Below are 13,829 nucleotides of genomic sequence, written 5' to 3'. Positions count from 1 at the left end.
CGATCGCGGCCGGCTCGCCTCGGGTCTTGTCGTTGGCCACACGGCGAAATGTCCGCCATGTGGGGTCAAGACCGGCCGAGCTCCTTGTTGATGAACTCGAAAATCTCGTCGTCGGTGGCTGAGTCGAGCTTCTCCGCAACGGTGGCGCCATCCGTCCTGTCCTGACCTTCACCCAACACCGACAGCATGGTCCGAAGGCGGGAGAGGACGAGGGGGTGCGCACCATCATCTGGGGAAATTCTTGAAATCAGGGACTCGATCCGCTCCAGCTCGGCGAGCACCGACACCTCGCCGCCGCCGCCCAGCTCGCCGTCGACGAACTCGGCCAGCGCGTTCGGCGTCGGCCGGTCGAACACGAGCGACGCGGGCAGTTTCAGCCCGGTGGCCCCGGTCAGCCGGTTGCGGAGCTCGACCGCGGTGAGCGAGTCGAACCCGATCTCCTTGAACGGCCGGTCCGGGTCGAGCGCGCTGCCGGCGGCGTGGCCGAGCACCGCGGCGACGTGGTCGAGCACGAGGTCGAGCAGGACCCGGCGCCGCTGGGCGGGCGGGAGGCCGGCGAGCTCGGCGGTGAGCGCCGCGCCCCGGTCCCCCGCCACGGCGGGCTCCGCCTCCGCGAGGGCCGCGCGGACCTCGGGCAGCTCGTCGAGCAACGGCCGCGGCCGTGCCATGGTGAAGCCGGGGGCGAACAAGGCCCAGTCGACGTCGGCGACCGCGACGAAGGTCTCGTCGTGGTCGAGCACCTGCCGCAGCGCGGCCAGCGCCAGCTCGGTCGGCATCGCGTGGACACCGCGCCGGCTCAGCTGCTCCTCGTCCGCCTGGTCCGAGACCATCCCGCCGCCGGCCCAAGCGCCCCAGGCGACCGAGGTCGCCCGTACCCCACGCGAGCGCTGATGTTCGGCGAGCGCGTCGAGGAAGGCGTTGGCCGCCGCGTACGCGCCCTGGCTGCCGCTGCCCCAGACCCCCGCGTTCGACGACAGGAACACCAGGGTGTCGAGGTGTTCGTCGGCCAGCAGTTCGTCGAGGTTGCGCGCACCCGCGACCTTCGCCGCCATCGTGGCCGCGACCTCGGCCGGGGTGGTCGACGCGAGCACGGCCGGGGTCGAGACACCGGCGGCGTGGATCACCGTGCGAACCTGCTCGCCGTCGGCGGCGAGCTTGTCCAGGAGGTTCGCCAGCGCGTCGCGGTCGGCGACGTCGCACGCCGCGATCGTCACCCGGGCGCCGAGGCCGGCCAGTTCCGCCGCGAGCTCGGTCGCGCCCGGCGCGGCCGAACCGGCGCGTGAGGTCAGCACCAGGTGCTCGGCGCCGGCCTGGGCGAGCCACCGCGCGAGGTGCCCGCCGATGGCGCCGGTGCCGCCGGTCACCAGGGCCGTGCCGGTGGGTGCCCAGGCGCGGCCGGGGACCCGGTCGCCGAGCGGGTCGTGCACGAGCCGGCGCAGGAAGACCCCGGAGTCGCGCACGGCGACCTGATCCTCACCGTCCACACCGGACAGGACGGCCGCGAACCGCCGGTGCGCGGTCGCGTCCCACGACGCGGGCAGGTCGACGAGCCCGCCCCAGCGGTCGGGGTGTTCGAGGCCGAACACCCGGCCGAGCCCCCAGAGCTGCGCTTGGCCCGGCGAGACGAGGTGGTCGGCGCGGTGCGTGGCCACCGCACCCTGGGACGCGAGCCACAGCGGCGCCGTGACGCCGGCCTCGCCGAGCGCCTGGATCAGGCGCAGGGTCGCGGTGAGGCCGCGGGACAGCGTCGGCTGCGCCGGGTCCGGCTCTTCGTCGAGACCGAGCAGGGACAGCACGCCGTCGGGGGCGTGCCCGGCGAGTGTGGCGGGGTCGAGGGCCTCGCGGCCGGTGACGGCCATCGTCGTCACCTCGGCGCCCGCCGCGGTGAGCGCGTCGACACAGCCTCGCACCTGCTCGTGCTCGCGCAGCGTCGCGGGGACCACGAGCAGGAACACCCGCGAGCCGAGCGCCGGGGCGGGTCCTTCCGGCTTCGCCTTCCAGGCGATGCGGTACCGCCAGGAGTCGATGGTGGCGGTTTCCCGGTGCTTGCGCCGCCAGGTCGACAGCGCGGGCAGCACCGCGCCGAGCTCGCCCTCGCCGACGGCCAGTTCGCCGGCCAGCGAGGCGAGATCGCCGCTTTCGACGGCGTTCCAGAACTCGGCGTCGGCGGGCTCCCCGGCCTTCACCGGCGCCGAGCCGACGGCGATGGTCGGCCAGTACCGCTGTCGCTGGAAGGGATACGTCGGCAGGTCGACCCGTCGCGGCTCGTGTGCCGCGAACACGGCGTCCCAATCCGGGCTGATGCCCCGCACGTGCAGCTCGGCCACCGAGGTCAAGAACCGGTCCAGGCCGCCTTCGCCGCGGCGCAACGTGCCGACGGCCACCGACGGGCCGCTCCCGGCCTCTTCCAGGGTCTCCTGCACCGCCATCGTCAGCACCGGATGCGCGCTCACCTCGACGAACGCCGCGTACCCCGCACCGGACAACGTACGAACAGCCGACTCGAACACCACCGTGTCCCGCAGGTTCGTGAACCAGTAGCCGGCGTCCAGCTCGGCCGTGTCCAGCCAATCCCCCGTCACCGTCGAGAAGAACGGCACGTTCCCCGGCTGCGGCCGGATCGGCGCCAGATCGGCCAGCAACCGGCCCTTCAGGTCCTCCACCTGCCCCGAATGCGACGCATAGTCCACCGCGATCCGCTTGACGCGCACATCGTCGGCCTCACACGAGGCCACCAGCTCTTCCAACGCCGCGACTTCGCCCGACACCACGACTGACGACGGACCGTTCACCACCGCAACCGAAATCCGCGAACCCCACGGGGCGATCCGCTCCCGCGCCACCGGTTCGGGCAGCGCGACCGACACCATGCCGCCTTTGCCCGACAACGACTCATCGATCGCCCGGCTCCGCAACGCCACCACCCGGGCGGCGTCGGCGAGCGAAAGCGCCCCGGACACACACGCCGCGGCGATCTCGCCCTGCGAATGGCCCACCACAGCGTCCGGCTCGATCCCGTAGGACCGCCACAACGCCGCCAGCGACACCATCGCCGCGAACGACACCGGCTGCACGACGTCGACCCGCGCCAACATCTCCGCGTCGGCGAGCACATCGAGAAGCGACCAATCGACAAATTCCCCCAGCGCCTCCGCACATTCCGTCATCCGCGCCGCGAACACCGGCGAAGACTCCACCAGCTCCAGCGCCATTCCGACCCACTGCGCACCCTGGCCCGGGAACACGAAGACCGTCCGGCCGTCGACGTCCGCGCTGCCTTCCACCGCGCCCGCCTTGCCCTCGGCGAGCGCCGTCACACCGGCCAGCAACCCGGCCGGGTCGGCGCCTACCACGACGGCCCGGCGCTCGAAGGAAGACCGCGCGGTCGCCAGCGAGAAGCCCACGTCCACCGGGCGGTCCGGCCGGTCGGCGAGCCGCGAAGCCAGCGATCCGGCCAGCGCGCGCAACGCCTCGCCGGAGCGGGCCGACAGCGGCCAGGCCACGACCGGGCGGGAGCCGCCGTCGCTCCCGGGCTCCTCGGCCGCCGGCGGTTCCTCCACGATCACGTGCGCGTTCGTGCCGCTCACACCGAACGAGGAGATCCCGGCCCGCCGGACCCGCTCGCCCGGTGTCCACTCCCGCGAGCCGGTCAGCAGCTCGACCGAACCCGCCGACCAGTCCACGTGCGACGACGGCTCGGTGACGTGCAGCGTTCGCGGCAACGTCCCGTGGTGCAGGGCGAGCACCATCTTCATCACGCCCGCCACGCCGGCGGCGGCCTGGGTGTGCCCGATGTTCGACTTGATCGACCCGAGCCACAGCGGCGCGGTCCGGTCCTGTCCGTAGGTGGCGAGCAGCGCCTGCGCCTCGATCGGGTCCCCCAGTGTCGTCCCGGTGCCGTGCGCCTCGACGACGTCCACATCGGACGGTTCGAGCCCGGCGTTCGCGAGGGCCTGGCGGATGACCCGCCGCTGCGAAGGACCGTTCGGCGCGGTCAGGCCGTTCGACGCGCCGTCCTGGTTCACCGCCGAACCGCGGACGACGGCCAGCACCGGGTGTCCGTTGCGGCGGGCGTCCGACAGCCGCTCGACCAGCAGCACCCCGACGCCTTCGCCCCACGCGGTGCCGTCGGCGTCGTCGGAGAACGGCTTGCAGCGGCCGTCCGTCGAGAGCCCGCGCTGCCGGCTGAACTCCATGAACACCGACGGCGTCGACATGACGGTCGCTCCGCCGGCGAGCGCCAGGTCGCACTCGCCGCTGCGCAACGCCTGCGCGGCGAGGTGCAGGGCCACCAGCGACGCCGAGCACGCCGTGTCCACCGTCACCGCCGGCCCTTCGAGACCGAGGGTGTAGGAGAGCCGTCCCGACACCACACTGGCCGAGCTGCCGGTGGCCAGATAGCCGTCGACGCGGTCTTCCGAATGGTGCAGCAGCGAGCCGTAGTCCTGGCCGTTGGTGCCCGCGAAGACGCCGGTGCTGCTGCCCTTGAGCGACCGCGGGTCGATCCCGGCCCGCTCGATCGTCTCCCACGCGGTCTCCAGCAGCAGCCGCTGCTGCGGGTCCATGGCCAGCGCCTCGCGCGGCGAGATCTCGAAGAACGCCGGGTCGAAGTCCGCGACGCCGCTGAGGAAGCCGCCCTCCCGCACGTACGAGGTGCCGGCGTGGTCCGGGTCCGGGTCGTACAGCGATTCGAGGTCCCAGCCGCGTTCCGCGGGGAACGGCGCGATCGCGTCGGCGCCCTCGGCCAGCAGCCGCCACAGCGACTCCGGCGAGTCGACGCCGCCGGGGAACCGGCAGCTCATCCCGACGATGGCGATCGGCTCGTCGGCGGCGGCGCCCGCCGCGACCGGGGTTTCCTCGGCGGCGGTGCCGGTGAGCTCGTCGCGCAGGTGGTCCGCGAGGGCCGCGGTGGTCGGGTAGTCGTAGATCAGCGTCGCGGGCAGGCTCAGCCCGGCCGCGGCGCCGAGCGCGTTGCGCAGCTCGATCGCGGTCAGCGAGTCGAAGCCGAGGTCGGAGAACGGCTTCGACACGCCGATGTCGTCTCCGGACGCGAAGCCGAGCACCCGCGCGACCTGCGCGGCGACCAGCTCGCGGACCCGGCGGGTCCGCTCGTTCGCCGGCAGCCCCGCCAGTTCGCGGCGCAGCGCCGGCTCGGCGGTCGCGGACTTCGCTCGCTCGGCCGCCGCGGCGACTTCCGGCAGGTCGGCGACCAGCGGGATCGGCGGGATCCGCGACCAGTCGACGTCGACGACGGCGAGCAGCGGCCGGCCGTCGGTCACCGCGCGCTGCATGGCGGTGAACGCTTTTTCGGGCGTCAGCGGGGTCATGCCGGTGCGGTGCCGCCGTTCGGCGGCCGACTGCTCGGCGGCCATCCCGCCGCCGGCCCACGGTCCCCAGGCGATCGAGGTCGCACGCCGGCCCCGGGCGCGGCGGGCTTGCGCGAGCGCGTCGAGGGTGGCGTTCGCGGCGGCGTAGGCGCCCTGCCCCGGCCCGCCGAACGTGCCCGCGAACGACGAGAACAGCACGAACGCGTCGAGGTCGAGGGCGTCGGTCAGCTCGTCGAGGTGGCGGGCGGCGTCGACCTTCGGGCCGAGGACGCCGGCGAGCCGCTCGGGCGTCAGCGACGCGAGCACGCCGTCGTCGACGACGCCGGCCGCGTGGACGACCGCGGTCAGCGGGTGCCGCTCGGGGATGCCGGCCAGCAGCTCGCCGAGCGCGGTCCGGTCGGCCGCGTCGCAGGCGACGACGGTGACCTCGGCCCCGAGCTCCTCGAGCTCGGCCGTCAGCTCGGGCACGCCGGGCGCATCGGGCCCGCGCCTGCTGGTGAGCAGGAGGTGTGCGGCGCCCGTGCGGGCGGCCCACTTCGCGGTCTGCGCGCCCAGCGCGCCGGTGCCGCCGACGACGAGGACCGTCCCGCTCGGCCGCCACGGCCCGGCCTCGGGCGGGTCGGCGAGCTCGGCGTGGGCGAGCCGGCGCACGAACAACCCCGCGTCGCGGATCGCGAACTGGTCCTCGCCGCCGGGGGCGGTCAGCACGCCGGCCAGGACGGCGACCGCGCCGGTGTCGATCCGGGCGGGGAGGTCGACGAGCCCGCCCCACTGGTCCGGCCGCTCCATCGCGGCGACCCGCCCGAGGCCCCAGATCCCGTTCTGCGCGGGGTTCCGGACGTCGTCGGTGTCCCCGACCGAGACGGCTCCCGTGGTGGCGCACCAGAGCGGGGCGTCGAGGCCGGCGTCGTCGAGCGCGCGGAGCAGCACCGTGGTCGCCGCGAGCCCGGCCGCGGGGTCGAACGCGGCGAGCGACAGGATTCCGGCGACCGGCTCGCCGGTGGCCGCGTCCCGCAGCCGCTCAGCGAGGGCGAGTGGCCCGTCACCCGGTCCCACCGGCACGGTCCTGGCCTCGATGCCCTGCTGGGCCAGGGTTTCCGCGATCCGGCGGGCGACCTCGTCCTCGGCGGCGGCGAGCAGCCACGGCGCCCCGGGTTCGGCGGTGCGCCCGGCGACCGGCTGCCACCGCTCCTCGTAGTACGTGGATTCCGCGGTGATCGCGGCCCGGCCGGCCGGAGCCGCGTCGATCCAGTAGCGCTGGTGCTGGAAGGCATACGTGGGCAGGTCGATCCGGGCGGTACCGGTGAACAGCGCCGACCAGTCGACGTCCTGCCCGACGACGTACAGCGAAGCCACCGCCGCCAGCAGGTTCTCTTCCTCGGCCCGGTCCTTCCGCAGCGCCGACACCACCGTGCCCTCGACGGATTCCGCCGCCATCGCGGTCAGCACACCATCAGGCCCGAGTTCCAGGAACCGGGTCACCCCGCGCTCGGCCAGATAGCTGACGCCGTCGTGGAACCGGACCGTTCCGCGCACATGCCGGACCCAATACTCCGGCGAGGAAAGTTCTTCGGCCAGCGTCCCGGTCACATTGGAGACGACCGGGATCGAAGGCGCGTGATAAGTCAACGATTCCGCCACCCGGCGGAACTCCGCCAGCATCGGCTCCATCCGGGCCGAATGGAACGCGTGACTCACCGACAGCCGGCGAGTCTTCCGGCCCTCGAAACGTTGGACGACCGCGTCGACCGCGTCCTCATCACCGGACAGCACCACCGATGACGGGCCGTTCACCGCCGCCACCGACACGTCCTCGACCAGCAGAGGCAGCACCTCGGCCTCGGTAGCCTGCACCGCGACCATTGCTCCGCCGATGGGCAGGGCTTGCATCAACCGGCCACGTGCCGCGACCAACGCACACGCATCTTCCAACGACCACACGCCCGCAACGTGCGCTGCCGCCAGCTCGCCGATCGAATGCCCCACCAGGAAATCCGGGGTCATCCCCCAGAACTCGAGCAGGCGGAACAAACCCACCTCGACGGCGAACAGCGCCGCCTGGGTGTACACCGTCTGGTTCAGCAGCTCGGCGTCGTCACCGAACATCACCTCACGCAGAGGACGATCCAGCTCACCGTCCACATGCGCACACACCGCGTCCACGACGTCCGCGAACACCGGGAACGCGTCATACAACTCCCGCCCGGCGCCCAACCGCTGGGCACCCTGACCCGAGAACAGAAACGCCGAACGACCACCCGACACGACTCCGGCAGCCGACTCACCGGCGGCCAGAGAAGCCAGCCCGGCCAACGCCTCCGACCGGTCGGCCGCCAGCACCACCGCGCGGTCCTCGAAGACCGCCCGCGACGACACCAGCGCCGCACCCAGCTCCGCCACGCCCAGCTCCGGACGACCGTCCACGAACGACAGCAGGCGATCCGCCTGCGCACGCAGAGCCGCATCGCCACGGCCCGACACCACCAGCGGGACGAGCGAACCCACCGCCGCGGCCTCGGGCCGGGCCGGCTCCTCGGGCGCCTGTTCGAGGACGACGTGGCCGTTCGTTCCGCTGAGGCCGAAGGACGACACGGCGGCCCGGCGCGGCCGGCCGGTCTCGGGCCAGTCCCGCGCCTCGGTCAGCAGCCGCACGTTGCCGGCGGACCAGTCGACGTGCGGGGTCGCCGTCTCCGCGTGCAGCGACTTCGGCAGGATCCCGTGCCGCATCGCGAGCACCATCTTGATGATCCCGGCGACGCCGGCCGCGGACTGGGTGTGCCCGAGGTTCGATTTGACGGAGCCGATCCACTGTGGAACGTCCCGGTCCCGGCCGTAGGCCGCCAGGATCGCCTCCGCCTCGATCGGGTCGCCGAGCGTGGTGCCCGTCCCGTGCGCCTCGACAGCGTCCACATCGGACGGTTCGAGGCCCGCGTTCGCGAGCGCCTGCCGGATCACCCGCTGCTGCGATGGCCCGTTGGGGGCGGTCAGGCCGTTGGACGCGCCGTCGGAGTTCACCGCGGAGCCCTTGACGACGGCGAGCACCGGGTGCCCGTTCCGCCGCGCGTCCGAAAGCCGCTCGACGAGCAGGACACCGACGCCCTCGCCCCAGCCGGTGCCGTCGGCGGCGGCCGAGAACGGCTTGCAGCGGCCGTCCCTCGCCAGCCCGCCCTGGCGGCTGAACTCGATGAACCCGCCCGGCCCCGCCATCACGGTCACGCCGCCGACCACGGCCAGCGAGCACTCGCCCTGCCGCAGCGCCTGCGCCGCGAGGTGCAGCGCCACCAGCGAGGAGGAGCACGCCGTGTCGACCGTGACGGCCGGCCCCTCCATCCCGAAGGTGTAGGCGATCCGGCCGGACAACGCCGCCGACGACGTGCCGGTGAGCAGGTGCGCCGTCGCTTCGTCGGCAGGGTCCCACGCGCCCGCCGCGTACCCGGACGACGACGCACCGATGAACACCCCGCCGGTGCCGCCGCGCAGCGTGGCCGGCGGGATGCCGGCCCGCTCGGCCGCCTCCCAGCACACTTCGAGCAACAGCCGCTGCTGCGGGTCCATCGCCAGTGCCTCGCGCGGCGAGATGCCGAAGAACAGCGGGTCGAACTCGCCGGCGTCGTACAGGAAGCCGCCGGTGTTCGCGTACGAGGTGCCCGGCCTGGTGGAATCGGGGTCGTAGAGCCCCGCCAGGTCCCAGCCCCGGTCGACCGGGAAGCCGGCCACTGCATCGGCTCCCTCGGCCACCAGCCGCCAGAGGTCTTCCGGCGAGCCCACCCCGCCGGGGAAGCGGCAGGCCATCGACACGATGGCGATCTCGTCGTCCGTGCCGGCCTTCGCCACCGGAGCCGCGATGGGCCGGTGCTCGGTCGCCCCGTCCAGCTCGGCCCGCAGGTGCCGGGCCAGTTCGGCGGGGGTCGGGTGGTCGAAGACGAGGCCGACGCCGAGTTCGAGCCCGGTGACCGCGGCGAGCCGGTTGCGCAGCTCCACCGCGGACAGCGAGTCGAACCCGAGGTCGCGGAACGCGCGTGCGGAGTCGACCGCGTCCGCCGAGGTGTGCCCGAGCGCCGCGGCCGCTTCGGCGCACACTAGGTCGAGCAGCCGCCGTTCCCGCTCCGGTGCGGGGAGGGCCGTCAGTTCGTCGCGCCACGAGGACGGCTGCCCCGGAGTGCCGCCGGCCGAGGGTTCCCGGGCCGCCGGCAGGTCCGCGAGCAGCGCGCTCGGCCGGGCCGAAGTGAAGCCGGTGACGAACGCGGGCCAGTCGACGTCGGCGACGACCGGCGCGGGCTCGGCGCGGCCGGTGGCGTTCAGGAGCGCGGTGAGGGCGAGCGACGGCGGCATCGCGGCGAGCCCGCGCCGCCGCAGTTCGGCCTCGGTCGCGTCGTCGGCGGCCATGCCGGCGCTCGACCACGGTCCCCAGGCGATCGACGTCGCGGCGAGGCCACGGCCGCGGCGGTCGGTGGCCAGTGCGTCGAGGAACGCGTTCGCCGCCGCGTAGGCGCCCTGGTTGCCACTGCCCCACACGCCCGCGATCGAGGAGAAGAGGACGAACGCGTCCAGCTCCCGGCCGGCGAGGAGCTCGTCGAGGTGCCGCGCGCCACCGGCCTTGCCCGCCAGCAGGCCGGCCAGCTCGGTCACGGTCGTCTCGGCGAGCGCGGTGAACCGGGTGGCGCCCGCGGCGTGCATCACCGAGCGCAGCGGCCGGTCCTCGGTGTCGATGCGGGCCAGCAGCTCGGCGACCGCGTCGCGGTCCGCCACGTCGCAGGCGGCGATCGTGACGTCGCTGCCGAGCGCGCTCAGTTCGGCTTCGAGCTCGGCGGCGCCGGCCGCGTCGCGACCGCGGCGGCCGGCCAGCACGAGGTGTTCGGCACCGCGCTCCGCGAGCGACCGGGCGAGGAGTGCGCCGAGACCGCCGGTGCCGCCGGTGATCAGCGTGGTCCCCGCCGGCTGCCAGCCGCCGGTCGGCTCCGGGCCCGCGTCCGTGGCGGGGACGAGGCGGCGGACCAGCGTGCCCGAGGGCCGGACGGCGAGCTGGTCCTCGTCGCCGATGCCGCGCAGGGCCGCCGCGAGCCGGGCGCGGTCCCGGCGGCCGAGGGTCCCGGGCAGGTCGATCAGGCCACCCCAGCGGTCGGGGTGCTCCAGCGCCGCGCTGCGGCCGAGGCCCCACGTCGCGGCCTGCTCCGGGTGGGCCGGCCGGTCCGACCGGCCGACGGAGACCGCGCCGCTCGTGGCGCACCACAGCGGCGCCGTGACACCGGCGTCGCCGAGCGCCTGGATCAGGGTGAGGGTGCCCGCGAGCCCGCGGGAGACCCCGGCGTCGCCGGTGGGGGTTTCGTCCAGCGCGAGCAGGGAGAGAACGCCGGCCGCGTCGGCGGCCACGTCGCGGAGGCGGGCCGGTTCGCCGGGAACCTGCTCGACGCGCACGACTTCGGCGCCGTGCTCGCGCAGCGCTTCCTCGACGTCGGCGACGAGGCCCGCGGCTGTCTCGGCAGGCGGCACCACGAGCAGCCAGCGGCCCGGCAGTTCGACCTTGTCGGCGCGCGCCTGGAGCACCGGCTTCCACCGGACCCGGTAGTTCCAGGATTCCACTGTGGACGCCGTTTGGGTGCGCCGGCGCCACGACGCGAGCGCGGGGGCCATCGCTGCGAGGGAGGACCGCTGCTCGGACGAGGACAGTCCCAGGGTTTCGGCGAGGGTGTCGAGGTCGGCGCGGTCGACGGCGCTCCAGAAAGCGTCGTCGACGACGGTGCCCGGCGCGAAGTCGACCGGCGCGGCGGTGTCGTCGGCGTCCGGCCAGTAGCGCTGGTGCTGGAAGGCGTAGGTGGGCAGGTCGATTCGGGCGGCGCCGGTGAACAGCGCCGCCCAGTCGACGTCTTGCCCGGCGACGTACAGCGACGCCACCGCCGTCAGCAGGCTCTCTTCCTCGGCGCGGTCCTTGCGCAGCGCCGAGACCAACGTTCCCTCGACGGATTCCGCCGCCATCGCCGTCAGCACACCGTCCGGACCCAGTTCCAGGAACCGGGTCACCCCCTGCTCAGCCAGATAGGTCACGCCGTCGTGGAACCGGACCGTTCCCCGCACGTGCCGGACCCAATACTCCGGCGAGGTCAGCTCCTCGGCCAGTGTCCCGGTCACGTTCGACACGACCGGAATCGAAGGAGCGTGATAGGTCAGCGCTTCGGCGACCCGGCGGAACTCCGCCAGCATCGGCTCCATCCGAGCCGAATGGAACGCATGACTCACCGACAACCGACGAGTCTTGCGCCCCTCGAACTGCTTGACCACCGAGGCGACCGCGTCCTCATCGCCGGAGAGCACCACCGACGACGGACCGTTCACCGCCGCCACCGACACACCCTCGACCAACAGAGGCAACACCTCGGCCTCGGTGGCCTGCACCGCCACCATCACCCCACCGGCGGGCAGCGCTTGCATCAACCGGCCGCGCGCAGCCACCAACGCACACGCGTCCTCCAGAGAGAACACACCCGCGACATGCGCCGCCGCCAGCTCACCGATCGAATGCCCGACCAGGAAGTCCGGCCGGATGCCCCACGATTCGACCAGCCGGAACAACGCCACCTCGATGGCGAACAACGCTGCCTGCGTGTACTTCGTCTGGTTCAAGAGTTCGGCGTCCTCGCCGAACATCACCGCGCGCAAGCCATCCACGTGCGCACACACGACATCGACCACGCCGGCGAACACCGGGAACGAGTCGTACAGCTCCCGGCCCGCACCCAGCCGCTGCGCACCCTGACCGGAGAAGAGAAACGCCGAACTCCCCTCCGCCACCACACCCGACACCACACCGGGAGCCGGCTCGCCGTCCGCCAGCGCGGCCAGCGCCGCGGCCCGGTCATCGGCCAGTACCACCGCGCGGTGCTCCAGCCGCGCCCGCGCCGAGGCCAGCGCAGAGCCCACCACCGCCGCGTCTTCCGTGTCCACAATGGACCGCAAAGCACCGGCTTGCGCACGCAGGGCGGCCGCGGTCTTGGCCGAAAGCAGCCACGGCACCACCGAAGACACCGTGGTCACCCCGGCCTCCGCTGCCTCCTCCGGCGCCGCTTCCAGCACGACGTGGGCGTTCGTGCCGCCGACGCCGAACGCCGACACCCCGGCCCGGGCCGGCTTGCCCGTTTCCGGCCACGGCTCGGCCTCGGTGAGCAGCCGCACGTCCCCCGCCGACCAGTCGACCTGCGGGGACGGCTCGTCCACGTGCAGCGTCTTCGGCAGCTGCCGGTGCCGCATCGCGAGCACGGTCTTGATCACCCCGGCGACGCCGGCGGCGGCCTGGGTGTGCCCGAGGTTCGACTTGACGGCGCCGAGCCGCAGGGGGTGGCCCGCCGGCCGGTCCTTGCCGTAGGTGGCCAGCAGCGCGTGCGCCTCGATGGGGTCGCCGAGCGTGGTGCCGGTGCCGTGGGCCTCGACGAAGTCGATGTCGGCCGGTTTGAGACCCGCGTTGTCGAGCGCCGCGGTGATCATCCTGCGCTGCGAAGGGCCGCTCGGTGCGGTGAGGCCGTTCGAGGCGCCGTCCTGGTTCACCGCCGAACCGCGGACGACGGCGAGCACCTGATGACCGTTGCGCCGGGCGTCGGAGAGCCGTTCGAGCGCGAGCATCCCGATGCCCTCGCTCCAGCCCGTCCCGTTCGCCGCCGCCGCGAACGCCCGGCAGCGGCCGTCCGGCGAGAGCCCGCCCTGCTCGCTGAACTCCTGGAATGCCCCGGGGGTGGCCATCACCGTGACCCCGCCGGCCAGCGCCAGCGAGCACTCGCCCTGGCGGAGGGCCTGCGCGGCGAGGTGCAGCGCCACCAGCGACGACGAACAAGCGGTGTCCACCGTGATCGCGGGGCCCTCGAAGCCGAAGGTGTACGAGAGCCGGCCCGAGGCGACCGACGAGGCGTTGCCCGCGAGGAACCGGCCCGCCAGGTCCTGGTCCCAGTCCCGCCGGACGTAGGCGTAGTACTGGGTCATCAGCCCGACGAACACCCCGGTCCGGCTGCCGCGCAGGCTCGCCGGGTCGATCCCGGCCCGCTCCAGCACTTCCCACGCGCCCTCGAGCAGGAGCCGCTGCTGCGGGTCCATGGCGAGCGCGTCCCGCGGCGCGATCCCGAAGAACCCGGCGTCGAAGTCCGCCGCGTCGTAGAGGAACCCGCCGCCCTGGGCGTGCCCCGGCCCGGAGAGCGAGCCGAGGTCCCAGCCGCGGTCCGCGGGGAAGCCGGAGATGACGTCGCGGCCCTCGGCGAGCACCTCCCACAGGTCCTCGGGCGAGCCGATGCCGCCGGGGAACCGGCAGCTCATCCCGACGATCGCGATCGGCGCGTTCGAGGCGGTGACCAGCTCCCGGTTCTGTTCGCGCAGCCGCTCGACCTCCTTGAGCGAAGCACGCAGCGCCTCGACGATCTTGTCAGCGGGGTTCGGCATCGGTTTCTCCGTATCGGCACGCGGGGAGGTGGCGGTTTTTTAAATTTTGATGGTGGTGGGGGGGCATTATTCTTAATTGGCATCGGT

Annotated in this window: 1 protein-coding gene; it reads right to left on the bottom strand. The window is 73.7% G+C overall.

Annotated features, from left to right (window positions below):
* Positions 1-65: 65 nt before the first annotated feature.
* Entirely contained in the window at positions 66-13,742 is a 13,677-nt protein-coding gene (locus tag AB0M30_RS29870) for a type I polyketide synthase (RefSeq protein ID WP_364590238.1), read from the bottom strand.
* Between the last annotated feature and the right edge of the window lie 87 nt (positions 13,743-13,829).

Source organism: Amycolatopsis sp. NPDC051716 (assembly GCF_040681595.1).
In the GTDB taxonomy this organism is placed as follows: Bacteria; Actinomycetota; Actinomycetes; order Mycobacteriales; family Pseudonocardiaceae; genus Amycolatopsis.
Note: the sequence above shows the minus strand (reverse complement) of the source record. Positions and strands in the feature narration are given on the sequence as shown.

Excerpts from the sequence above, each read along its gene's own strand:
- AB0M30_RS29870 (WP_364590238.1), bottom strand. The coding sequence starts at position 13,742 with ATGCCGAACCCCGCTGACAAGATCGTCGAGGCGCTGCGTGCTTCGCTC.